Origin of the sequence: Thermus amyloliquefaciens, from assembly GCF_000744885.1 — a bacterium.
GTDB lineage: Bacteria > Deinococcota > Deinococci > Deinococcales > Thermaceae > Thermus > Thermus amyloliquefaciens.
Genome location: NZ_JQMV01000003.1, coordinates 1,152,361 through 1,174,250, shown reverse-complemented (window position 1 = coordinate 1,174,250; position 21,890 = coordinate 1,152,361). Strand labels below are relative to the sequence as shown.

Below are 21,890 nucleotides of genomic sequence, written 5' to 3'. Positions count from 1 at the left end.
GGCATGTTGGCCCACGAGATCCGCGCCAAGGTGGCGCAAGGGGAGGTCTCCCCCTTGGAGGTGGCCCAGGTTTACCTGGAGCGGATCCGTTCCTTGGACCCGGGACTGGGAGCCTTCCTTACCGTGAACGAGGGGGTCCTGGAGGAGGCCCGTACCCTGGACCCAAGCCTTCCCCTGGCCGGGCTTCCCGTGGCCGTCAAGGACAACATCGTCACCAAGGGGATGCGGACCACAGCGGGAAGCCGCCTTTTGGAGGGCTTTCTACCCCCTTATGAGGCCACGGCGGTGGCCCGGCTAAAGGCCCTTGGCGCCTTGGTCATTGGCAAAACCAACCTGGACGAGTTCGGAATGGGTTCCTCCACCGAGCATTCCGCCTTCTTCCCCAGCAGGAACCCCTTTGACCCTACCCGGGTGCCCGGTGGTTCCAGCGGGGGAAGCGCGGTGGCGGTGGCGGCGGATCTGGCCCCCTTGGCCCTGGGCTCGGACACCGGGGGAAGCGTGCGCCAGCCTGCGGCCTTCTGTGGGGTTTACGGCCTTAAGCCCACCTACGGCCGGGTAAGCCGTTATGGCCTCATCGCCTACGCCTCGAGCCTGGACCAGATCGGTCCCCTGGCCCGTTCGGTGCAGGACCTGGCCCTCCTCATGGACGCCATCTCGGGCCCCGATCCCTTGGACGCCACCAGCCTGGACCTCAGGCCCAGGTTCCAGGAGGCCCTGGTGGAGCCCCTTCCCCCCCTGCGCCTGGGGGTGGTGCGGGAGGGGCTTTCCGGGAATAGCCCCGGGGTGGAGGCGGCCTTGGAGGGGGCCTTGGCGGTTTTCCAGGGCCTTGGGCTTTCCCTGAAGGAGGTTTCCTGGCCCTCCCTGCCCCTGGCCCTCAACGCCTACTACATCCTGGCCCCCGCGGAGGCCAGCTCCAACCTGGCCCGCTACGACGGGACCCTTTACGGGTTCCGGGCGGAGGGGGAGGAGCTTTGGCGGGTGGTGGAGGAGACCCGGGCCCGGTTTGGCCTCGAGGTCAAGCGCCGCATCCTGGTGGGCACCTTCGTGCTCTCCAGCGGCTACTACGAGGCCTATTACGGCCGGGCCCAGGCCTTCCGCAGGCGGCTTAAGGCGGAGGCCCAGGCCCTTTTCCAGGAGGTGGACCTCCTCCTTCTTCCCACCACCCCCCACCCCGCCTTCCCCCTGGGGGGGAGGCCCGATCCCCTGGCCATGTACCGCGAGGACCTCTACACCGTGGGGGCTAACCTGGCGGGCCTTCCCGCCTTATCCTTCCCCGCGGGCTTTGAGGATGGCCTTCCCCTGGGCCTTCAGCTTTTCGCCCCCTGGGGCAGGGACGAGCTCCTCCTGCAGGCGGCCTTGGCTTTTGAGAGGGCCACGGACCGGGCCTTCCTCCGCACCCCCTTGGGCGAGGCTTTCTAGTGGACGCCTTCTTCCGCCACCGCATGGCCACCCGCCTGGCGCGCAGGCTTCGGGCCGAGGGCAGGCCCTTGCCCCTTCCCCTCCTGGGGGAGGCCCTGGGGCTCAGGGGCCCGGTGGAGCCGGTGGTGCGGCCCCTTTTGGATGGGCGCTTCCGTTTGGGGGAGGAGGTGGGGCTTTGGGAGTGGCACTACCCTTTTCCCCCTCCTGGGGAGGCGGTGGTGGTCCTGGATCTGGAGACCACGGGGCTTTCCCCAGGCCTCAACGAGGTGATTGAGCTGGGCCTGGTGCGGCTGGAGCAGGGGGAGCGCAAAAGCTTTGCGAGCCTGGTACGCCCAAGCCGCCCTCCCAGCCCCTTCATTGAGCGGCTTACCGGGATCCGCGCCTGGGAGCTGGAGGGGGCCCCTTCCCTGGAGGAAGTTCTGGAGCAGGCCTACCCCCTCCTGCAAGGGGCCACCTTGGTGATCCAAAACGCCAGCTTTGACCTGGGCTTCTTGCGGCCCGCCTTGGAGGGCATGGGCTATGCCCTAAGGAACCCTGTGGTGGACACCATCCGCCTGGCCAAAAGGGCCATGCCTGGCCTTAGGCGCTACGGCCTGGACGCCCTTTCCCAGGTCTTGGAGCTTCCCCCTAGGGAAGCCCACCGGGCCCTGGGGGATGTGGAGCGCACCCTTGCCGTGGCCTATGAGGTGTATTATATGCTCACTTCAGGGATCCCCCGTCCCTTGGCGGACCTCGGGAGGTGATATGACCGCACGCTATGTTCTCACCAGCACCTGTATTCAAACGGGCACCATGGCCTTAACCGTTTCCCTTCGTCAGCACCTCCTCGGCAGGGAGCGGGTGCGCTTCGTGGACGAGGATGGGGAGGTGTACGAGGGGGAGGTGGACTGGAAGCAGGGGGTGGTGCGGGGGCTTTTGCCCTACTACCAGAAACGCCGCCTTGCGGTGAACGAGACCATCCTCCTCCACTTCCGCGGCGAGGAGGTGGAACTCAAGGCCGCTCCCAGGGGCTTGCCCCGGTCGGGGCTGGGGGAGTCCAGGGAAGCGGCCCCCTCCGAGAGGCGGGAAGCAAGGCCAGGGGCTTCCGGGAAGGAGGCCAAGGAGATGGGGGATCCCAAGCCGGAGAAGCGGCGGGTGCGGGTGACCCCCTATCCCCGGGAGGTGCTCTTCCCCAACGAGCCGCAAAGGGGCTTGGAGCCTCCGGGGGTGACCGAGGAGTTGCGGCGGCTTGGTTTCCTCCTGGAGGGAGGCCCCCCCTGGGTGTACAAGGCCCCCTTAGGGCGCCGCCAGGTGCGCCTTGTCCTGCTGCGTCTTGGGGAGGGGGAGCCCAGCCTGCTCAAGTCCTACCGCCAGCAAGGGGCGTACGTGGCCATCCTGGCGCCGGAGTCCCAAAGGGAAGGGGTGCCGGAAGGGGTGGGGTACCTCTCCCCGGAGGCGGTGAGCCGCCTGGTGCGCCTTAAGGCCCGCTTTCCCCTTTCCCCCTTGGACCTGGAGGATCTGTTGAGGGAGGGGGTTGTGGACCTCGAGGCGGTGGAGGCCCTGGAGGACCGGTTGGTGGCGGAGCTTTCCGAGCGCGGAGCCTTCGCCGCCTTCCTCCTTTTGCTCTCCCGGAGGTCCATGGGGGAGGTGTTCCTGCTGGCGGATTTGGAGGCGGAGGCCCTGGAGGAGGGCCTCATCCCCGAGGTGGTGCGCCAGGGGGTGGAGGTGCTTTCCCAGCCCCCCTTCCTCCTGCTCAAGCGCCTTTCCCCAGGGGAGTTCCTCCTCCGACAGGGGGTGGAGGAGGCGCTTTCCGACCTCCAGGCTTTCGCCGAGGGATTGAAGGGCCGGCTCAGCCGTGTCCGTGGGGTTTTTTGACGGGGCTGGCCTCGCCCAGGGCCAGGTCTAGGCTTTGCCGGGCCCTCTCCTTTAGGGCGGCCACCTTTTCCCAGTCGGGGTAGCGGCCGTACATGGCGGCCTTGGAAAGCTTGATGGGGTCGCCGGGGAGCTCCTGGTAGTAGGCGCCGGTTTCCTTGGCGAAGGCGGCCACCTTGGGGTCGTAGGAAAGGGCGGCAAAGGGGGTGCCGGCGGCGGCCGCCAGGATCAGGCCATGCAGGCGCATGGAGATCACGTACCCCGCCTGGGCCGCCAGGTAAAGGACCCGCCTGGGGTCCGAGGTGGCCTCGATGCGGTGGAGGTAGAACACCTTGGCCGCCTCGTCGTCGTAGCCGGGTTGGAGCAAAAGGACCAGCACCCTTTTCCCCTCGTGCACCAGGTGGTTGGCGGTGATGTAGAGGTTTTTGAGGGCCTCGGGGTCTACCCCGGCTCGGGGGATCACCAGGACCAGGTCCTCCTCCCGCTTGACCGGGGGTGGGGTGAGGAGGAGGGCGGGATCGGCCCCCAGGATGGGGGATAGGCCCAGGCGCTTGGCGTATTCCCAGGAGTCCTGGTCGCGAAGGATGAGGGGTACCCCCCGGAGGGCCCGCTTCACCTGGGTTTCCCCCCAGGGGCTCAGGGGGCCGAGGGACTGGTTGAAGACCACCACCTTCTTGCGGAAAAAGCGGGCGGCCCGGAGCACGGACAGGTAGTAGAGAAGGCTCAGGGAGCTGGTGGCGTCCTGCAAAAGCCCCCCGCCGCCCAAAAGCCAAAGGTCCGCCTGGAGAAGGGCCAGGGGGTTCAGGCGATGGGCGGCCCGGATGCCGTGCTCCTTGGCGGTCTGCTTGGGGTCGCCGGAAAGGGCCAGGACCTGGTGCCCCCGGGCCTTCAGCTCCCGGGCGATGGCCTCGAGGATGGCCTCGTCCCCCGCGTTCTTGAACCCGTAGTACCCCGCTACCCCAACCACCATGCCCGCAGCCTCCTTACCAGCATAACCCCAAGAAGCCCTAGGAGGAGGCCCAAGAGGGCTCCGTTCACCACCCGGAAGAAGGAGATGATAAGGGGCGTGTGGAAGTGGCTGAAGGTGTTGAGGATGGAGGCGACCCCAAGGGCTGCCAGGAAGAGAAGGCTGTTTTGAACCCACCGGGGCCAGGGGAGGAGGAGGGCCAGGGGGAAAAGGGCGTGCCCAAAGACCTCCTTGAAGCGAGGGCGCACCATGAGGTCTTGGAGCAGGCTTCTCAGCTTAAGCTCCAGCTCCGGCACCAAGGGGGCTTCGTTGCCCCGGCGCAGAAGGGCGAGGACGAGGAGGAGGAGGGCCAAGGCGGCGAGGGCCACCTCCCCCAGGCGCAAGGGGTGGTGGAAAAGCCGGGTGAGGGTGTCCCGGAAGTCCCGCCCCAGGAAGCTCAGGGCCACCAGGAGGGGGGGTATCAGGAGGGTGAGGGAGACCCCGCGGAAGGCCTCCAGGCCCAGGACCGTCTCCGGGGTGGAGCCCAGGGCCGAGAGGAAGACCGCCCCTGCTAGGGCGTAGCCCAGGGTGCGCCCCCACATCCATAGGCCGTTCCTGGGGCCGAGGAAGCCCAAGACGGGGAAGACCAAGGCGGCGAGCAGGGCCCCCGCCTGGCTTCCCGCGTAGCCCAGGGCCAGGAGGAGGAGGAAAAAGGCCACCAGGGGCCCGTAGACGGGAAGCCCCAGGGCCAGGAGGAGGAGCCCCGAGGCCACCCCCACCCAGGCGGCATGGCGAAGGGGGCTTGGGGCGAATCCCCGAACCTTGGGTTGGCCCAGGGGGATGTGGCTGGCCTCTAGGCCCGCCAGGATCCCCTTGAGGAAGCGTTCCGTGTCCTGGCGGTAGGGGTAGGGCCGGAGGTAGAGGAGCTGGTGGCCCCGTTCCCGGGCGGCCAGCACGTACTTGTCCGCGGCCTCCTCGGGGGACAGGGTGAGTTGCCACTCGTAGCGCAGGCTGAAGAGCCTAAGGAGGCCCTTCTCCCGGTAGGCGGTGAGCCCCGGCTGGGGCGTTCCCTCAATGAGGGCCACGGGGACCGGGACGAGCGCCTTCGCTTCCTCCAGGCGGTAAGGGTGGCCCAGGGCCTCGAGGCCAGCGAAGGCCACCGCCTCCGCCTCCTGGGGGACGATGGGCAAGGAGGGGTCCAGGCGCCGGTGGCGCTGGTTGATGGGGCGCACCGCCACCCAGAAGCCCGCCTCCTTGGCGGCCCGGATCTCCTCCAGGGGATAAAAGGCGGGAAAGGCCTGGACATCCAAGGGGAAGCCCAGCCAGGGGCCAAGCCGTTCGGTGGGCAGGTGGTAGGCTTGGGCCAGGTAGTCCACAAGCCAGGGCTCTCCCTTGAGGTAGAACCAGCCGGGTTTGGCGGGCAAACCGGCCTCCAGGAGCTCCCTTCCGCTTCGGTAGACGAGGGCCCCTTGGCTTACCCAGTCCTTGACAAAACGCTCCGGGAAGGCCACACCCCCCACCCCCAAGGCCCGGTAGGCCTCGAGCACCTCCAGGAGGCTTTTCCCTTGGCTTTGGGCTTCTTCCCGCACCGCCTCCGCGTCCATCACCAGCACCACGGGGCCGGGGCGCTCGGCCTGGAGCCGGGGTTTGAGGGCCAGGAGGGAGGGGATGAGGGCCAGCAGGAGGAGGGCGTTGAGAAGGGGTTTCATAGGTCCTCCAGGGAGGTTGGGTAGCGCCAGGGCTGGATCGGGGAGCGGGTTAGGTGGGCTCTGCTGCCGGCGTTTCCGTTGGCAATGCCTCCAATAAAGGGCTTATCCCGTCGGCTCACCCTTCCATGATAAAGGGCGGGGAAGGCCTCCCCGCCCTTTCTCCTTCCCGGCGCTAGCGGGCCACGGTAGCCTTTTCCTGGGCGTGGCCGATGGTCTTGTCGCTTTCCACCTCAAAGGCGTGGAGGCGGGAGGTGTCGGCGAGAAGCTCCACCCGGTCCCCGGGCTGGGCTTGCCTAGTAAATCGCCTTGTACCCCCCCTGAGGGGGAAGCAGGGTGAGCAGGATGCGCAGGCCGTAGGCAAGGAACTCCATAAAGGCCCGCCACATGGCCGTATGCGGTTTCCGCTCCTGCAAATAACCCCTCCGCAAACGCGTCTTCATCCCCCCAAACACCCCCTCCACCACCCCTCGCCTCCGATACACCTCCCCGTCCCACCTCGCCGCTACCTCCCGCCGCACCTCATCCCGCACCTCTCCCCCTCCCCGCAGCCGGATCAGGGGCCACACCCCAAGCCCTCGCACCACCTCCCACACCTCCCTCCCGTCAAAGCCCGCGTCCCCCAAAAGCACCCCGCCCCCCAGCCCAAACCGCAGGAGCACCCCCGCCCCAAGCCTCGGGTCAGGGGCATACGCCCGCCCCACCCCGCCCCCCCAAGGGGCCAAAAGCTTCTGCCCCCTCCTCCACCGCACCAGGGCCAAAAGCCGGCTGTGCCCCCGCATCCGCCGCTCCTCCTGCCCCCTGCGCCAGCGCAGCACCGTGTCTTTGCTACGGTAGGCCAGCCCCGTGCTGTCCATCAAGAAAAGGGGGGTTCCCCTTCCTCTTGGGGAAGCCGGGCTTCCACTTCCTGTACCAGCCGTTCCAGCAGCGCCTGCAGCACCTCTTCGTTCAGGTGTTTCTGTGCATAGGCGGCCAGGGCCTGGTGGGAGGGGAAGGGGCCCTCTAGGAGGTCCTGGAGATGGGCCTCTGTGGCTCGGTAGGTGAGACCGTAGAAGGCGCGGAAGAGGAGGAGGGCCAGGTACAGGGCATGGGTGTAGCGCCAGGGTCTGCCGCGGTGGCCTTTGGGGGTGGGTGGGGCCACCTCTTGGGCCAGGTACAGGCAGAGCTCCAGGACTTCCTTGGGCCTCGGTTCCCTTCGGACGAAACCGCGCTTGCCCATCTCGGGAAATGCATAACTCAAGAGGGCTTGCAAGGCAAGCCCCCCCGGGCTTGACGGGGGCGTGGCCGTCCACCTTGGCCACCAACACCGTGCCGTCCACGCTCACGTGGATCTCCGTCTCCGCACCCAGGGGCTCGGCCACCTCCACCTCGCCCCGGATGACGTTCTCCTCCTCGGGAATCACCGTGTAGCCCTTCAGGCCCAGGTGCTCGGGGCGGATGCCCATCCAGACCTCCTTGCCCCCGTGGGGCCTTAGGGCCTGGGCCAGGACGGGGTTGGCCCGGATCCGGAAACCCGGGGCCGCCAGGTACACCTTATCCCCTTGCACCTCCACCCCGGCCCGGATGAAGTTCATGGCGGGGCTTCCGATGAAGCCCGCCACGAAGCGGTTGACGGGGAAGTCGTAGAGGTTTAGGGGGGTGTCCACCTGCTGGACCTCCCCGTCCTTCATGACCACGATGCGGTGGCCCAAGGTCATGGCCTCCACCTGGTCGTGGGTCACGTAGATGGTGGTGACCCCAAGCCGCCTTTGCAGCTTGGCGATCTCGGCGCGCATCTCCACCCGGAGCTTGGCGTCCAGGTTGGAAAGGGGTTCGTCCATGAGGAAGACCTTGGGCTCGCGCACGATGGCCCGGCCCATGGCCACGCGCTGGCGCTGGCCGCCGGAAAGCTCCCGGGGCTTACGGTTCAGGAGGTGCTCGATCTTGAGGATGCGGGCGGCCTCCTTCACCCGCCGGTCGATTTCGTCCTTGGGGTAGCGCCTCAGGCGCAGGCCGAAGGCCATGTTCTCATAGACGTTCATGTGGGGGTAGAGGGCGTAGTTTTGGAAGACCATGGCGATGTCCCGGTCCTTGGGGGGCACGTCGTTCACCAGGCGATCGCCGATGTAGATGTGGCCCTCGGAGACCTCCTCGAGGCCAGCGATCATGCGCAGGGTGGTGGTCTTGCCGCAGCCCGAGGGCCCCACGAAGACCACGAACTCCCCGTCCTCGGTCTCCAGGTTGAAGTCCTTGACCGCCACCACCTTGCCGAAGCGCTTCCAAACGTGCTCCAGCCTAACCTTGGCCATGCTTTACCTCCTAGGCCCCGCGCTTTGAGCCCGCAATGCAGCCCTTCGGGCTGACCTTGGCCCATCGGGGGTTCGCAGGCATTATATACCGCCTTGGCTTTGGGCTTTGGAAGCCTTGGCGGTTGCCGCCAAAGGAAGGGCGGGGCTCCAGGGCTTTTTTGGGTCCAGGGACCGCAAGAGGGCTTCTTCAAGCCCGGGTTTTTTCACAGGGTTTTCATGGGGAGGATGTAGCCTGGTTCTTGGTCCGGGAAGTGGACCCAATCTGGCATTTAAAGACGTGTACGGAGGTGCGTATGTTGAAGGGTTTTAGGGATTTCCTCCTGCGGGGCAACGTGGTGGACCTGGCGGTGGCCGTGATCATCGGCGGGGCCTTTGGCCAGGTGGTGAACTCCTTGGTGGCGGATGTGCTGACCCCCTTGATCGGGGCCTTGGGGGGGGCGCCGGATTTCTCCGCCATCAAGCTGGGGCCCATCGCCCTGGGGAAGTTCATCAATGCGGTGGTGAACTTCCTGGTGGTGGGAGCGGCGCTTTACTTCCTGGTGGTGGCGCCCATGCAGGAGCTGGAGAAGCGGCGTAAAAAGGCCGAGGAGGCGGCCCCGCCCCCACCCCCTGAGCCCCCGGAGGAGGTCAAGCTTCTTCGGGAGATTCTCTCGGAGTTGCGGCGTAGGGCCTGAGCCGGTTCCAAAGGAAAAGCGCCAGGTACCCCAGGCCGATTTCCGGCCTGGGGTTTTCCGTCACGCTGAGGGCAAAGGCGTGGAACAAGAGGCTTTCCAGGGCGTGGCGGGGGGAGTGCAGGAAAAGGGCCCTTAGGGCAGGGCCCTGCCGCCAGGCAAGAAGCCCCAGGTAGGGGAGGTAAGGCCAGGGGCCGGTGGGGAGCCCCAAGGCGGAAAGGCCCAGGGCGGTGAAGGCCAGGCCCCGGAGGAAGGGCAGGGGGTCTCGGGAGAGGGGATGGAGCGCATCCCAGGGAAGGGTTTCCTCCCCTGGCCAGGGAGCCTTGAGGAGCAGAAGCCTTTTGCCCTCGTGGCCCCCCAGGTAGGTGTGGGGGTGGGGGGCCACGCCCAGGGGAAGGAGGCGGCCTGGGAGTTCCTGAAGGGCCTGGTACATGAAGGGGTCCAGGGGGAGGCCGTCCACCAGGAACCAGGTGTGGGGTCTTCCGGAAAGGAGGAAGCCCAAGGCCGTTTCCACCTTGTGCCCCTTGTGGGCCAGGATTCCCGGCCAGGCCTCGGGGGGCTCGCGAAGGAGCTCCTTCTGCCAGGAGGGGGTGGGTTTCAGGGGATGGGTGTGGAGGTGAAAGCGGACCTCCACCGCCTCTCCCGCCTTTAGGGAAAAGCGGGCCAATAGGTTACCCCCGGTCTCATGGAGGGCTTCCGCGCGCCGGGATAGGGAGAGGTCGGAGATGGTTTGGCCGGGAAGATCCTGGGGTAGGGGAAGGAGGTGTTCCCCTGGCGAAGGAGCCCGGAAGAGGAGGCGGAAGCGGGGCATAGCCTGAGGGCCCATGGTACCACCTTGGGGCTTGACGGGGACGGCCTCGAGGCCTAACATGGCCATATGTTGCTTTTGGCATATGTACAAAAGGAGGTGTATGCCAAGCGCCCTACACCGCTATAAGGCCGCCTTTTTCAAGGCCCTGGCCCATCCCTTACGCCTGGCCATCCTGGACGCTTTAAGGGAAGGCGAAAGGAGCGTGTCCGCCCTCCAGCGGGAGCTTGGGGTGGAGCAGTCCTTGCTCTCTAGGCAGCTTGCCCTGCTCCGGGAGCGGGGCTTGGTGGAGGCCAGGCGGGAGGGGCAGATGGTCTACTACCGCACCCGGGATCCGGAGGTCTACGCCTTCTTGGACCTGGGGCGGCGGATCTTTGAACGCCACCTCGAGGCGGAGAGGGAGCGCCTGGACTCCCTAAGGGAGGAAGCATGAGCCCCCTTTGGACCTTCTTGCCCTTGGGCTTGGCCCTGGTTTTCGCTGCAACCCCCTGGCGTTTTGGGGGGCTTTCCCTCTCCCTGGGTTTGGCGGGCCTGGCGTGGGTGGCGCTGGGGGGGTGGGTTGGGCTTGGGGATGGGGCGCTCCTTACCTCTACCTCCTCCTCCTGGGAGCCCTGACCCTGGGCCTGGTTCCCTACCTTCCCCCCTATCTAGCCCATCACCCCCGTAAGGCGCACCTCTATGGCCTTCTTTTTCCCCTTTTCCTGGCGACCATGGCGGGGGTGGCCCTGGCCTCCCCAGGGTTCGGCTTCCTCTTCTTGTGGGAGGGGATGGCCCTTTTGGGCTACCTGCTGATCGCCCTCGAGGGGCCGGGCGCCCTGGTGGGGGCCCGGGCCTTTTTCCTGGCGAGCCGGCTTTCCGGCATTGGGCTTTACCTGGCCTTCCTGGGGCACGGATACCTGGGGACCGATTGGGTCTGGGCGGGGCTTCTTTTGGGCTTTGGGGTGAAGGCGGCCCTCTTCCCCTTTCACGCCTGGTTGCCCCAAGCCCACCCGGTGGCCATCAGCCCGGTCTCGGCCCTGCTTTCTGGGGCCATGACCAAACTGGGCCTTCTGGGGTTGTACCAGTCCCAGTACTGGTTTGGTCCACCCCCGCCTTGGGTGGGATGGGCCTTGGTTCTTTTGGGGCTTTTGGGCGCGGTGTATGCCCTGGTGCGGGGTCTGGGGGAGGAGGACCTGAAGGGGGCTTTGGCCTATTCCAGCGTGGAAAACCTGGGCCTCATGCTTTCCGCTTTGGGGGCGTATTTTCTTAAGCCTTCCCCCTTGCTCTTGGGGGCCTTCTTCCTCCACCAGGTGGCCCATGCCCTGTTCAAAGGGCTTCTTTTCCTGGGGGCAGGCGCCCTGGAGGAGCGGCGAATTTCCCACCTGGGTGGGCTTTTCCGCAAGGCCCCTGAGCTTGGAGCCCTGGCCTTGTGGGGCATGGGGGTGGGGGCGGGCCTGCCTCCGGGTCCGGTTTTTCTGGCGGAGTGGCAGCTTTACCAAGGCTTTTTGCAGGGGACTTTCTTGGTGCCCTTGGCCGCCGGGGCCTTGGCTTTGGTGGGGGCCTTGGCCCTTTACTTTTACGTGCGCCTTTTCGGGCTGGCCTTTTTGGGGTTGCCTCGAGGCGAGGCGGGGCTCTTTTGGACCAAGGGGATGCGCCTGGGGCTTGGCACCTTGGCAGGGCTTCTCCTCCTTTTGGCCTTGGCCCCTGGGGTGGTGTTGGACCCCCTGAGGGTCCCCACCTACCCCAACGGGCTTCTCTTGGTCCTCCTTGGCCTTTTGGCCGGTGCATTCTACCGTGGGGTTCAGCGGATGCCCCATCGGGCCTACGGCACCTGGGACTGCGGCTTCCAGCCCCTGACCCCCAGGATGCAACCCAACGGCCTGGGTTTTGCCGAACCGGCCTTGCGCCTTTTCCCCTTTCTTCGCCTCCGGGTGGGGGAGTACCCCCGCTTGGAGGAACCCCTGGCCGGGGTATACGCCCTCCTGGGGCGGGCCTATGGCCGGCTTGCGGCCTTGGTGCAGACCCTTCAGTCGGGAAGCCTGCACCTTTACCTTCTCCTGCAGCTCCTTGCCCTGGTGGTGGTGCTGGGGGTGGTTTTGCTATGACGGCACTCTTGGCCCTCCTTTTGGCTCCCCTCTTCTCGGGAACCCTCAAGTGGTTGAAGGCCAGGCTTACCCATCGGCAGGGGCCCAGCCCCCTCCTGGAATACCGGAACCTGGCCAAGCTCGGGCGTAAGGTCTGGGTGGCGCCTTACCCCACCACCCCCCTTTTCCTCCTCGGGCCCATCATGGCCCTACTGGGGGCCCTGGGCGCCTTGGCCTTGTTGCCCGTGCTTCCCGGTTTGGCCTTTAAAGGGGATTTTCTCCTCGCCCTCTACCTGCTGGGCTTGGGCCGCTTTTTTCAAATGTTGGCCGCTTTGGATGCGGGTAGCGCTTTTGGAGCCCAGGGAAGTTACCGGGAGGGTGTGGTCACGGTGTTAGCGGAACCGGGCACCCTCATGGCCTTGGCGGGGGTGGTCCTTCTGGGGGAGGGGTTTTCCCTGAGCGGCCTGCCCCAACTTGGGGTGGAAAACAGCTTGGTGTTGCTGCTGGCCCTGGCCTCCTTGGCCCTGGCCCTCCTGGCCGAGGGAGCCAGGATGCCGGTGGACGACCCCACCACGCACCTGGAGCTCACCATGATCCACGAGGCCCAGCTCCTGGACCATAGCGGGCCCCTTCTGGCCTTGTACGAGCTGGCCGGCTCGCTGAAGATGCTCTTTTACGCCGGCTTGATGTCCTTGTTGTTGCCGGGGCCTAAGCCCCTGGTCTTCCTGGGGGTGGTGGGGGCCTGGATCTTGGCGCTGGCTTACCTGGAGACCTACGGGGTAAAGCTTCGCTACCTCCGGCTTCCCGACTTTCTCTCCTACAACACCCTTTTCGGGGTGTTGGCGCTTTTGGGGGCGATATGGCGCTTCTAACCTTGGTCTTAGCCGTTCTGGCCACAGGCTTCCTGATGGTGAGCCGCCGTAGCCTGGACGCCATCATCCGGCTCTACGCCCTGCAGAACATCCTCTTGGCCTTGGTTTCCTTTGAGCTTGCGGGAGGTGAGGCGCACTTCATCTTGGCGGGCCTAGCCCTCTTCGCCGTGAAGGGGGTCCTGATACCCTGGTACCTGTTCTGGCTTGTAGACCGCCTCGAGGTGAGCCACGAGGTGGAGGGGTACTTGTCCGTTTCCCTCTCCCTCCTTTTGGCGGGGCTTCTCACCGCCTTGGCCTTCCGGGTGGGCGAGGCCTTTGTCCTCCCCGAGGCTCCCTTGCCCCAGGGGGTGCCCGTGGCCTTGGCCCTGGTCCTTTTGGGGATTCTTTCCATGGTGAGCCGAAAAAAGGCGATCAGCCAGGTTTTGGGTTTTCTGGCGCTAGAGAATGGGGTTTTCCTCATGGCCCTTTCGGAGAGCCACGGCCTTCCCCTTTTCGTGGAGTTGGGGGTGGCCTTGGATGCTTTTGCCGCCGTGTTCTTGGCGGGGATCCTTATCTTCCGCATCAAGGGTGAGATGGGGCACGTGGACACGGCGAGGATGCGTTCCTTAAGGGGGTAGGGGTGCTGTACCTTCTGGTTTTCTTGCCCTTGTTGGTCTTCTTGGCCCGCAGGGAAACCCCCCTGCTGGTGCGGCTTTCCGTTTTGGTTCCCGTTCTGAGCTTGCTCCTTGCCCCTTTCCTCCTGGGCAGGGCGGCGGGCCCTTTCCGATTGGATGGGGTAGGGCTCTTTTACCTCCTCCTGACGGACCTGATCTACGGGTTGGTGGCCCTGTTTGCCCGGGGCTACTTTCCCCGGGAGGAGGCCTGGCGGTTCTATTGGGCGGGTGCCCTTTTCCTGGCCTCGGCCCACGGGGCTTACCTGGCCCACAACCTGGGGATGCTTTGGGTGTTTGTGGAGGGCAGCACCCTGGCCTCGGCCCTTCTGGTCTACCACAAGGGCGGGGCAAGGGCCCTCGAGGCCACCTGGAAATACCTCATGCTGGGCAGTGTGGGCATCGCCATGGGGCTCATCGGGGTCATCCTGGTGTACGCCCTGGTGGGTGGGGCCACCTTGGACTGGGGGGAAGTCCGGTCCCTGGTGGCGACGGCCAATCCCGAGGGGCTTAAGGTGGCCTTCGCCCTCCTCCTGGTGGGCTTCGGTACCAAGGTGGGGCTTTTCCCCATGCAGGCCTGGCTCCCGGATGCCCATGCCGAGGCCCCGGGGCCGGCCTCTGCGCTTCTTTCGGGAACCCTGCTCAACGTGGCCTTTTACGCCCTGTTGCGCTACACCGCCCTCATGCAGGCGGCGGGGCTTTTCCCCTTTGCCTCTGGCCTCCTTTTGGCCTTCGGGTTATTGAGCCTGGTGTTTGCCGCCCTTTTCCTATTTGGCCAAAAGGAGTACAAGAGGCTTCTGGCCTATTCCAGCATGGAGCACATGGGCCTTGCTGTGTTTGCCCTGGGCCTGGGCCTTCCCTGGCTTGCCCTTTTTCACACCCTGGCCCACTCTTTGAGCAAGACCTTGGCGTTTTTGGGAGCCAGTGGGATTCTGGCCCTAAGCCATGCCAAGGAGGTGGGGCGGGTAGGGGGCTTGGTCCTGCATACCCCTGCCTTAGGGGTGCCCTTCGTCCTCTCCCTGGCGGCCCTGGGGGGGCTTCCGCCCTTTCCCCTGTTTTTCGCCGAGTTCAAGGCGGTGGAGGTGGCCATGCAATGGCCCTGGCTGGGGGTTAGCTATCTGGTGGGGCTCGGGCTGGCCTTTGCGGGCCTCCTTTATCCCATGGCCCAGATGGGGTTTGGCCAGGGCAAGCCCATAGGGGGAAGGGGATGGGACCTTTGGCTGCTTTGGCTTTTGCTTTTTCTGCTGCTTCTTCTTGGGGTCTTTCCCCCGGTGGGGGTGTTTAAGGCGCTGGAGGTGGTGCTGTGGAGGCTGTGAAGGAGGCCCTGCAGGAGGGCAGGCCCGTGGCCTATTTCCCCTACGGCGAGGGGGCGCTTTTGCTGGTGGAGCGCCAGCGGGGCCTCGAGGCCTTTCCCCTGGGCCAGGGGAGGCGTTTGCCCAGCCTGGCCTCGGAGTTTCCCGCCCTGGATTGGTTTGAACGGGCCCTTTGGGAAAGGGGTTGGCAGTTGGTGGGGCATTCCGGGCTAAAGCCTTTAAGGCGGCACGACCTTGCCTATGCCTTCCGGGAGTTTCCCCATCTGCACGAGGTGCCGGTGGGGCCGGTGCATGCAGGGATCATTGAGCCCGGCCACTTTCGCTTTAGCGTCCTTGGGGAGCGGATCCTTAACCTGGAGATCCGCCTGGGCTACCAGCACCGGGGCCTCCTCGGGATCATGCCGGGAAAGGGTCCGGAGGCGGCCCTGCTCCTGGCCGAGCGGGCGGGGAGCGAGCCTGTGGCCCACGCCCTGGCCTTTGCGGAGGCTTGGGAGGGGGCGCTAGGGGTTGAGGTGCCTCCCCGCGCGCGGTACCTGCGTCGGGCGGCCTTGGAGCTGGAGCGGGCTTTCGGTCACCTGGGCCGCCTGGCGGGCCTTTTCACCGATATCGGCTATGCCTATGGGGCCACCCAGGTGGGTCGGGTGCGGGCCCTGCTCCAAGGGGAGATAGACCGCCTGACCGGCCACCGCTACGGCCGCAACTTCATCCGGGTGGGGGGGGTGTGGCGGGAGGGTGGGCCGGACCTCGAGGCCCTCTCCCGGTACAAAAGGGAGCTGGCTTGGCTGTTGCCCCGGCTTCTTAAGCACCCCCAGGTCCTGGACCGCATGCGCTACGTGGGGGTGGTGCGGCGGGTGGAGGCGCTGGCCTTGGGCTTCGTGGGGCCCACGGCCCGGGCGAGTGGGGTGGTACGGGACCTGCGGCAGGACGATGCCCTCTACCCGGCCTTTGTCCCCGTGGTGCGCCAGGGGGGGGATGTCCTTTCCCGGGCCCAGGTGTACGCGGAGGAGGCCCTGCAGGCCTTGGAGCTTGCCCAGCGCTTTCTGCGGCAACGCCCCGAAGGGCCTCTGGCGGTGGAGGTGGAAGCCGGGGACGGGGAGGGTATGGCCCGGGTGGAGGCGGGCCGGGGGGAGGTGTTTTGGTTCGTCCGGCTGGAGGGGGGCAGGGTGGTCCAGGCGGAGGGGGTGGACCCCAGTTTCAAGAACTGGCGGGCCCTGGAGCTGGCGGTGCGGGGGGAAGGCCTGCCCGACTTCCCTCTTTGCAACAAGTCCTTTGACCTCTCCTATGCGGGGAACGATCTTTAGGGGGTAGGATGATTTTGCGCACGTTCAGGATGGGGGTTTTGGCCCGGGCCCTTGAGGAGATCCTCCAGGTGCCCCCGCATGCCTTTGGGTATCCTCTTTTGAAACCCCAGGGGCTTTCCCAGGAAGCCCGGGAGGGCCTGGTGAAGGTCTGCCCCAGCGGGGCCTTCTTTGAAGAAGAAGGGGTTTTTGGTCTGGACCTGGCCCGCTGCGTGGGGTGTGGGAGGTGCGCCCTTGGGTACCCGGAGGCCGTGGGGGAGATGAAGACCCTGGAGGTGGCCGTGACCCGAAGGGAGGACCTAATCCAGCGGGTGGACCTGGAACGGGGGGTCTTCCTGGACCCCGGTCCCCCGCCCCCACCCCGTCCCGAGCTGGCCCTCCCCACCTTGGCCTTCCGCGAGGTGAGCGCCGGGGACACGGGCCTAACCGATTCCGAGATCGCCCTTTTGGGAAATCCCTTTAACGATATGGGCCGCTTTGGCTTCCAGGTGGTGGCCTCACCGCGCCATGGCGATGTCCTTCTGGTCACCGGTCCCGTGAGCCGGAACATGGCCAAGGCCCTGGAACGCACCTACCAGGCCATGCCGGAGCCCAAAGGGGTGGTGGCCGTAGGTAACGAGGCCATAGCCGGCGGGGTTTTTGCGGAGAGCCGGGAGGTGCTGGGGGGCGTGGATAAGGTGCTGCCCGTGGATGTCTACGTGCCCGGGGACCCCCCGAGGCCGGGGGCTATTCTCCATGGGCTTTTGCTCCTTGCAGGGCGGGTGGTCCAGCGCCTGGTGGGGGGAGTGGTCCGCTAAACTTTTCCCATGGAGTGGCTCCTTACCCCTGGACCCGTCCGGCTTCACCCCAAGGCCCTGGAAGCCCTTTCCCGTCCCCAGCTCCACCACCGTACGGAGCCGGCCCGGGAACTCTTCCTCAGGGCCAGGACCCTCCTCCAGCAGGCCTTCCAGACGCAAGGGGAGGTCCTCCTCCTCACGGGAAGCGGCACCCTGGCCATGGAGGCCTTGGTCCTCAACCTCTTTGCGCCTGGGGAAAGGGTTTTGGTCCCGGTTTACGGGAAGTTTTCCGAGCGCTTCGCCGAGATCGCCGAAAGCGCCGGGCTTCAGGTGGATCGCCTCCTCCTTCCTTACGGGGAGGTTCCCGGCCCGGAAGGGGTGGCCAGGCCGGGCTACCGGGGGCTTCTTTTGGTCCACTCGGAAACCTCCACCGGGGCCCTGGTGGACCTGCCCGCCCTGGCCAAGGCCTTTAGGGAGGCCAACCCCGAGGGTCTGGTGGGCGCCGACATGGTGACCAGCTTGTTGGTGCGGGAGGTGGCCCTCGAGGCCTGGGGGGTGGACGCGGCCGTTTCGGGTAGCCAGAAGGGCCTCATGTGCCCTCCCGGCCTGGGGGTTGTGGCCCTGGGCCCCAGGGCCTTGGAGCGCCTGAGGCCCCGGGGCTACTACCTGAACCTCGTCCGGGAGCTTAAGGCCCAGCGGGAAGGGGAGAGCGCCTGGACCCCAGCCATCAACCTGGTGGGGGCGGTGGCGGCGGTTTTGGAGGAGGTGTTGCCCAAGCTTCCCGAACACCTGGCCCTCAAGGCCTGGCAGAACGATCTTCTCTACCGGGTTGGGGCGGAGCTGGGGTTGAGGCCGGTGCCCAGGGTGCCAAGCCCGGCGGTGGCGGCCTTTTACCTGCCCCAGGGGGTTCCCTACCGGGCGGTGAAGGAGGCCTTCGCCAGGAGGCAGGCGGTGATCGCCGGGGGGCAGGGGCCTTTGCGGGGGAGCATCTTCCGCCTTTCCCTCATGGGCCACTACGACCGCTATGAGGCCTTGGGGGTGGCGGCCCTTTTCAGGGAAGCCCTTGCCGATATTCTTCCAGCTTCCTGAGCATCTCCTCCCGGGTGTAGACCGCCCTGGCCCCGCCCACCAGCTTGGGGCGGGTCTTGGCGGCAAGGAGCACGGCTTCCCCGAGCTTGCGCAGGGAAAGCCTAAGGGGCACGGCCACGGGGCGGAGGTGCATGCCGATGAGGACCCCGCCGATATCCATCCCCCCATGGGCCTGGGCCTTTAGGGATTCCACCATCACGGGCTCTTTGAAGCGAAGGAAGGCGGCCGTGGCCAGGCTTCCCCCCGCCTTGGGGTGGGGGAAGACGGTGACCTCCTCCAGGCCGTAGGCCCGGGCGGCCTCCCTTTCCACCGCCAGGGCCCGGTTCAGGTGCTCGCATCCCTGGACCGCCACCCACACCCCCCGTTCCAGGAGGGGGGGAAGGAGCCCCTCCAGGATGGCCTCGGCCACCTCGAGGCTCGGCCTCGAGCCCACCTTTTCCCCCAGGACCTCGCTGGTGGACCCTCCCAGGACGAAGAGGCTTCCCCGGTGCATTGGGAAGAGGTCCAGAAACTCCAAAACCGCCCTTTCCGCCGCCTTGCGGATGCCCTCCATACCCTAAGCCTACCCCTCCCGGCTGGGGCGGCGCATCCCCTTGCGCCAGACTGGCCCCGGGCCTTAACCCCAAAGGAGGTCCAGCACGATGAAGAGGAACATCCCCAGGCTCACCCCCACGTTGGCCTGGAAGAAGGCCAGGTCCACCCGGCTTAGGTCCTCGGGGCGCACCAGTTGGTGCTCGTAGAGGAGGAGCCCTCCCACCAAGAGGAGGCCCAGGAAGTAGAAGCTTCCCGCCCCGTAGCTGAGCCCCGCCAGGAGGAAGGCCAGCCAGGCGAGGAAATGGGTGGCCCGGGCTATCCTAAGGGCCGCGGGGATCCCGAAGCGGGCCGGGATGCTCTGGATCCCGTAGGCGCGGTCAAAGGCGTAGTCCTGGGTGGCGTAGAGGATGTCAAACCCGGCGATCCAAAGCCCCACCGCTGCCCAAAGCCAGTAGGCGGTGGGATGGAAGCTCCCCGTGACGGCGATCCAGCCCCCGGCGGCGGCGGCCCCGATGGTGAGGCCCAGCACGTAGTGGCAAAGCCAGGTGAAGCGCTTGGTGTAGCTGTAGACGGTGAGGAAGAAGACCGCCACCGGAAGGAGGCGGGCGGTGAGGGGGTTGAGGGATAGCCCAGCGAGGGTCAAAAGGAGGAGGCCCACCAGGGCCAAAAAAAGGGTTTCCCAGGGCTTGACCAGCCCTTGGGGCAGGTGCCGGTTCTGGGTGCGGGGGTTTAGGGCGTCGATCCGCCAGTCTATGAGGCGGTTCAAGGCCATGGCCATGGTCCGGGCCCCCACCATGGCCAGGGTGACCAGGAAAAAGGTGGCCCATCCGGGCCAACCCCCCGCCGCCAGGAGCATCCCCCCGTAGGCGAAGGGGAGGGCGAAGAGGGTGTGTTCAAAGCGGATCAGGTCCAGGTAAAGCCGAAGCCGCCTCATCCTCGCCGCACCTCGAGGATCCGGTTCTGTTCGTCCACCAGGACCACGGTGGGCCGGAGGTTCCTGGCCTCCTCTTCCTCAAAGACCCCGTAGGCCACCAGGATCACCAGGTCCCCCGGGTGCACCAGGTGGGCCGCGGCCCCGTTGATCCCCACCACCCCCGAGCCCCTCTCCCCGGGAAGGGCGTAGGTGGTGAGCCGGGCGCCGTTGGTGATGTCGTAGATGTCCACTTGCTCGTAGGGCAGGATGCCGGCGGCATCCAGGAGGTCCTGGTCCACGGTCACCGAACCCACGTAGTGCAGGTCGGCCTGGGTTACCCTGGCCCTGTGGATCTTGGCGTGAAACATCACCCTTCTCACAAAAGCCAAGTCTATCCCTCCCCGGCCTCCTGGGGAAGCGACCCCTCCACGAAGAGGGTCTTGGCGTGGGTGTAGAGCACCTGGCCTGGGGCGGCCTTGCGCGGTCGCCAGACGTGTTTCTTGCGGGTGTAGTCCACGGGGACCTGGCTTTCCCCCCGGGCCTTGGAGTGGTAGGCGGCAAGCCTGGCGGCAAAGAGGAGGTCCTCCAGGGGCGGGCTCTTTCCCTCCGCCTTTAGGATCACGTGGCTTCCCGGCACCCCTTGGGCGTGGAACCAGAGGTCCTCGGAATGGGCGGTGCGGGTGAGGAGGTCGTTTTCCTTGGCGTTTCTGCCCACCAGGACCAGGAACCCGGAAGGGGAGGTGTAGCGGAGGCCCAGCCTGGGCCCCTTTTCCCCCTCGGGGCGCCGGGAGAGGGTGAGGAGCTCCCCAAGCTCAGCCCTCTCCACTCTCTGGATCTCCTCCTCCAGGGCTTGGAGCTGGTCCTGGAGTTTGGGGATCAGGGTGAGTGCCCGTTCTGCCAGCCCCTCGAGGCGGCGCGCCCTTTCGTATAACCTCTGGGCGTTCTCCTGGGGCGAGAGGGCGGGGTCCAAGGGGATTTCCACCGGCCTTCCCTCAAAATCCTCCAGCACTGCCTTTTCCGCTCCCCTGGGTACCTCCTTAAGCCGGGCCAGGAGGAGGTCGGCCTGCCTGCGCAGGCCTTCCGCTTCCCCTAGCCTTTCTATGGCCCGTTCCTGGTCCATAAGCCTGGCGCGGAGGGTCTTCTCCTCCCGTCTAAGGGCCTCCAGGAGGGGTTTTCTTAGGGCTTCTTTTTCCTCCTCCAGCCACTTGGCCCGAAGTTCCTGGGAGAGGGTCGTGCCCACGGAGGGGTTGGCCACCAGGTCCCGAACCGCTTCGTAAAGCCTCTTTAGGGCCTCCTCCCCCAGGGGGGTTTCCGGGGTCAGGCCGGCCCTTTTCGCCAACTCCCGCATGAGTTCCAGGCCTATCCCGTCCACATGGCGCACCACCTCCTTCAGGGGTTTCCCCAGGAGGATGCGGAGGTCTTCTGGGCTAAGGGTGCGGGGGTCCAGCTTCTCGTAAGGGGGTGGGGGCACGTAGGGAAGGCCTGGCCTCAGCTCCCGGTAGCGGTTCACCTCCCGGCCGATGGGCCGATCCACCCCCAGGATGAGGCCCTTTTCGTTCAGGAGGAGGAGGTTGGCGTTGCGTCCCGTGGCCTCGAGGACCAGGGTGGAGGGCGGGGTGTCCACAAACCCCTTCTCCCCGCCGAAGTGGAAAAACACCACCCGGTCCAGCTTGAGTTGCTCCGCCGCCAGCAAGGGGCCTTTGAGCCGGGCCTGGAGCTGGCGTTGGAAAGGGGTTTTGGCCTCCCCCAAGAGGGTCCCCTCCTCCAGGGCCAGGCTGGGGGAGGGGGGGCGGTAGCGGAGCACCAGGTTGGCGATGCGGCCCGTCTTTCCCTTCAGGAGCAGGGCCAGGCTTCCCTCCTCGGGGAAGGCCAGCCCCAGGTTGGCGGCGGGGAGCTCCCCCTTGAGCTCCCGCAAGAAGGCATGTATCAGGAGACCTTCCATTTTCTGAAGGCTACCAGAAAGGCGGTGTGCCCCACCTGCTGGAAGCGGGGATGGGCCACGGGAAGCCGTACCTCCCACTCCCTCCAGGCCACCTCCAGGACCCGTTCCAGCCTGAGGGGCAGGCCCTCGGCCCTTTGCACCAGCTCTAAAACCTGGGTGATGTTGGGAAGGTAGGCCACCAGGAAGCGGTCCGGCAAAAGGGCTTCCGTGGCCTTGGCCAGCACCTTCCAGGGTTCCATGAGGTCCAGGGCTACCCCGTGGAAGCTCTCCCTTTCCAGGGGGGCCTCCTCCAGGCTCCCCAGGTGGAAGCGCACGTTCTCCACCTGCCAGAAGGCCCGCACGTTGGCCTCCGCCTGGGCCAGGTGCTGGGGGCGCTTCTCGTAGCTTTCCACGAGCCCCATGGGCCCCACCGCCCGGGCCAGGAAGAGGGTGAGCCCCCCGGAGCCCGTGCCCGCCTCGAGGACCCGCATCCCCGGGGCCAGGTCCAGAAGGGTCACCATGGCGCTGGCGTCCTTGGGGTAGGTGGGGGTGGCGCTTCGCCGCATGTGAAGGAGGTACTCCTCCAGGGTGGGCCGGTGGACGGAGAGGGCCTCCCCCAGGTGGGTGTAGACCCTTCCCCCGGGGCCGGCCTGCAGGATGGCCTCGTGGGGCACGGTGCCCCGGTGGTGGTGGAAGACCCCCCCTTCCTTGAGGCGGATCAGGAAGGCGCGGCCTTTGGCGTCCTTAAGAAGGAAGAGCTCACCTTCCATCC

Annotated in this window: 20 protein-coding genes and 2 pseudogenes; 12 read left to right on the top strand and 10 right to left on the bottom strand. The window is 66.5% G+C overall.

The window, feature by feature from the left end; all coding sequences use genetic code 11:
* The first annotated feature begins 3 nt into the window (after nt 1–3).
* The 3 genes from gatA to BS74_RS06275 are packed head-to-tail and all read left to right on the top strand — an operon-like array spanning nt 4 to nt 3,273.
* Entirely contained in the window at nt 4–1,419 is a 1,416-nt protein-coding gene (gatA, locus tag BS74_RS06285) for an Asp-tRNA(Asn)/Glu-tRNA(Gln) amidotransferase subunit GatA (protein WP_038057065.1), read from the top strand.
* The gene (locus BS74_RS06280) at nt 1,419–2,162 is read left to right on the top strand and encodes a 3'-5' exonuclease (protein WP_038057063.1); all 744 of its coding nucleotides are present in this window, start codon (nt 1,419–1,421) and stop codon (nt 2,160–2,162) included. Before gatA ends, BS74_RS06280 begins: the two co-directional genes overlap by 1 nt.
* Nucleotide 2,163: 1 nt before the next feature.
* A complete protein-coding gene (locus BS74_RS06275) occupies nt 2,164–3,273 on the top strand; it encodes a hypothetical protein (RefSeq protein WP_038057061.1) in 1,110 nt (369 codons plus the stop codon).
* On the opposite strand, the gene csaB is transcribed toward BS74_RS06275, so the two are convergent.
* From csaB to BS74_RS06260, 4 genes and pseudogenes are all read right to left on the bottom strand, one after another.
* Nucleotides 3,248–4,240, bottom strand: a complete 993-nt coding sequence (gene csaB / locus BS74_RS06270; protein WP_038057059.1) for a polysaccharide pyruvyl transferase CsaB — start codon at nt 4,238–4,240, stop codon at nt 3,248–3,250. The two genes, BS74_RS06275 and csaB, sit on opposite strands and share 26 nt — an antisense overlap.
* Nucleotides 4,225–5,925: a DUF5693 family protein gene (locus BS74_RS06265; RefSeq protein WP_038057057.1), complete on the bottom strand. Its 1,701-nt coding sequence runs from the start codon at nt 5,923–5,925 to the stop codon at nt 4,225–4,227. Before BS74_RS06265 ends, csaB begins: the two co-directional genes overlap by 16 nt.
* 293 nt (nt 5,926–6,218) lie before the next feature.
* Nucleotides 6,219–6,800 (bottom strand): annotated as a pseudogene (locus BS74_RS12455) (transposase); the annotation flags it as partial.
* 384 nt (nt 6,801–7,184) lie between these two features.
* Nucleotides 7,185–8,210, bottom strand: a pseudogene (locus BS74_RS06260) (ABC transporter ATP-binding protein); the annotation flags it as partial.
* A gap of 293 nt (nt 8,211–8,503) precedes the next feature.
* On the opposite strand from BS74_RS06260, the gene mscL reads away from it, so the two are divergent.
* Nucleotides 8,504–8,884, top strand: a complete 381-nt coding sequence (mscL, locus tag BS74_RS06255; protein ID WP_038057055.1) for a large conductance mechanosensitive channel protein MscL — start codon at nt 8,504–8,506, stop codon at nt 8,882–8,884.
* On the opposite strand, the gene BS74_RS06250 is transcribed toward mscL, so the two are convergent.
* Complete coding sequence (locus BS74_RS06250) at nt 8,838–9,692, bottom strand: hypothetical protein (protein WP_038057053.1); 855 nt, start codon at nt 9,690–9,692, stop codon at nt 8,838–8,840. The two genes, mscL and BS74_RS06250, sit on opposite strands and share 47 nt — an antisense overlap.
* Before the next feature lie 100 nt (nt 9,693–9,792).
* On the opposite strand from BS74_RS06250, the gene BS74_RS06245 reads away from it, so the two are divergent.
* The 8 genes from BS74_RS06245 to BS74_RS06205 all read left to right on the top strand — a co-directional run bounded on the left by BS74_RS06245 (nt 9,793) and on the right by BS74_RS06205 (nt 17,750).
* Nucleotides 9,793–10,122, top strand: a complete 330-nt coding sequence (locus tag BS74_RS06245) for an ArsR/SmtB family transcription factor (RefSeq protein WP_038057051.1) — start codon at nt 9,793–9,795, stop codon at nt 10,120–10,122.
* Between the two features lie 121 nt (nt 10,123–10,243).
* Complete coding sequence (locus BS74_RS06235; RefSeq protein WP_038057047.1) at nt 10,244–11,773, top strand: complex I subunit 5 family protein; 1,530 nt, start codon at nt 10,244–10,246, stop codon at nt 11,771–11,773.
* Complete coding sequence (locus tag BS74_RS06230) at nt 11,770–12,624, top strand: respiratory chain complex I subunit 1 family protein (RefSeq protein WP_038057044.1); 855 nt, start codon at nt 11,770–11,772, stop codon at nt 12,622–12,624. Before BS74_RS06235 ends, BS74_RS06230 begins: the two co-directional genes overlap by 4 nt.
* Nucleotides 12,612–13,241 carry a hypothetical protein gene (locus tag BS74_RS06225; RefSeq protein ID WP_185747707.1) on the top strand — a complete coding sequence of 210 codons (630 nt, stop codon included), beginning with the start codon at nt 12,612–12,614 and terminating at the stop codon, nt 13,239–13,241. The genes BS74_RS06230 and BS74_RS06225 overlap by 13 nt, the downstream gene beginning before the upstream one ends.
* Before the next feature lie 2 nt (nt 13,242–13,243).
* Nucleotides 13,244–14,590, top strand: coding sequence for a proton-conducting transporter transmembrane domain-containing protein (locus BS74_RS06220; protein WP_038057042.1), 1,347 nt, complete (start codon nt 13,244–13,246; stop codon nt 14,588–14,590).
* Entirely contained in the window at nt 14,578–15,888 is a 1,311-nt protein-coding gene (locus BS74_RS12990) for a hydrogenase large subunit (RefSeq protein WP_038057040.1), read from the top strand. Before BS74_RS06220 ends, BS74_RS12990 begins: the two co-directional genes overlap by 13 nt.
* Nucleotides 15,889–15,896: 8 nt before the next feature.
* Nucleotides 15,897–16,682 (top strand): NADH-quinone oxidoreductase subunit B family protein, encoded by a 786-nt coding sequence (locus BS74_RS06210; RefSeq protein ID WP_051946790.1) that lies wholly within the window; start codon nt 15,897–15,899, stop codon nt 16,680–16,682.
* A gap of 9 nt (nt 16,683–16,691) precedes the next feature.
* Nucleotides 16,692–17,750, top strand: a complete 1,059-nt coding sequence (locus BS74_RS06205; protein ID WP_038057038.1) for a pyridoxal-phosphate-dependent aminotransferase family protein — start codon at nt 16,692–16,694, stop codon at nt 17,748–17,750.
* Here BS74_RS06205 and BS74_RS06200 read toward each other — a convergent pair.
* The 5 genes from BS74_RS06200 to BS74_RS06180 form a co-directional block, all read right to left on the bottom strand.
* Nucleotides 17,713–18,303, bottom strand: a complete 591-nt coding sequence (locus BS74_RS06200) for a TIGR01440 family protein (protein ID WP_038057036.1) — start codon at nt 18,301–18,303, stop codon at nt 17,713–17,715. The genes BS74_RS06205 and BS74_RS06200 overlap by 38 nt on opposite strands.
* Before the next feature lie 63 nt (nt 18,304–18,366).
* The gene (mqnP, locus tag BS74_RS06195; RefSeq protein WP_038057033.1) at nt 18,367–19,218 is read right to left on the bottom strand and encodes a menaquinone biosynthesis prenyltransferase MqnP; all 852 of its coding nucleotides are present in this window, start codon (nt 19,216–19,218) and stop codon (nt 18,367–18,369) included.
* Nucleotides 19,215–19,565, bottom strand: coding sequence for an aspartate 1-decarboxylase (gene panD / locus BS74_RS06190; protein WP_038057029.1), 351 nt, complete (start codon nt 19,563–19,565; stop codon nt 19,215–19,217). Before panD ends, mqnP begins: the two co-directional genes overlap by 4 nt.
* Nucleotides 19,566–19,588: 23 nt before the next feature.
* Entirely contained in the window at nt 19,589–21,139 is a 1,551-nt protein-coding gene (locus BS74_RS06185; protein ID WP_038057027.1) for an Rqc2 family fibronectin-binding protein, read from the bottom strand.
* On the bottom strand, nt 21,124–21,888 hold the full coding sequence (locus BS74_RS06180; protein WP_038057025.1) for a tRNA (adenine-N1)-methyltransferase: 765 nt from the start codon (nt 21,886–21,888) through the stop codon (nt 21,124–21,126). Before BS74_RS06180 ends, BS74_RS06185 begins: the two co-directional genes overlap by 16 nt.
* Between the last annotated feature and the right edge of the window lie 2 nt (nt 21,889–21,890).

Coding starts and splice junctions, on each gene's coding strand:
- BS74_RS06205 (WP_038057038.1), top strand. CDS start 16,692: ATGGAGTGGCTCCTTACCCCTGGACCCGTCCGGCTTCACCCCAAGGCC.
- mscL (WP_038057055.1), top strand. CDS start 8,504: ATGTTGAAGGGTTTTAGGGATTTCCTCCTGCGGGGCAACGTGGTGGAC.
- BS74_RS06265 (WP_038057057.1), bottom strand. CDS start 5,925: ATGAAACCCCTTCTCAACGCCCTCCTCCTGCTGGCCCTCATCCCCTCC.
- BS74_RS06275 (WP_038057061.1), top strand. CDS start 2,164: ATGACCGCACGCTATGTTCTCACCAGCACCTGTATTCAAACGGGCACC.
- BS74_RS06225 (WP_185747707.1), top strand. CDS start 12,612: ATGGCGCTTCTAACCTTGGTCTTAGCCGTTCTGGCCACAGGCTTCCTG.
- csaB (WP_038057059.1), bottom strand. CDS start 4,240: ATGGTGGTTGGGGTAGCGGGGTACTACGGGTTCAAGAACGCGGGGGAC.
- BS74_RS06185 (WP_038057027.1), bottom strand. CDS start 21,139: ATGGAAGGTCTCCTGATACATGCCTTCTTGCGGGAGCTCAAGGGGGAG.
- BS74_RS06200 (WP_038057036.1), bottom strand. CDS start 18,303: ATGGAGGGCATCCGCAAGGCGGCGGAAAGGGCGGTTTTGGAGTTTCTG.
- BS74_RS06245 (WP_038057051.1), top strand. CDS start 9,793: ATGCCAAGCGCCCTACACCGCTATAAGGCCGCCTTTTTCAAGGCCCTG.
- BS74_RS06230 (WP_038057044.1), top strand. CDS start 11,770: ATGACGGCACTCTTGGCCCTCCTTTTGGCTCCCCTCTTCTCGGGAACC.
- BS74_RS06210 (WP_051946790.1), top strand. CDS start 15,897: ATGATTTTGCGCACGTTCAGGATGGGGGTTTTGGCCCGGGCCCTTGAG.
- panD (WP_038057029.1), bottom strand. CDS start 19,565: ATGTTTCACGCCAAGATCCACAGGGCCAGGGTAACCCAGGCCGACCTG.
- BS74_RS06180 (WP_038057025.1), bottom strand. CDS start 21,888: ATGGAAGGTGAGCTCTTCCTTCTTAAGGACGCCAAAGGCCGCGCCTTC.
- mqnP (WP_038057033.1), bottom strand. CDS start 19,218: ATGAGGCGGCTTCGGCTTTACCTGGACCTGATCCGCTTTGAACACACC.
- BS74_RS06250 (WP_038057053.1), bottom strand. CDS start 9,692: ATGCCCCGCTTCCGCCTCCTCTTCCGGGCTCCTTCGCCAGGGGAACAC.
- gatA (WP_038057065.1), top strand. CDS start 4: ATGTTGGCCCACGAGATCCGCGCCAAGGTGGCGCAAGGGGAGGTCTCC.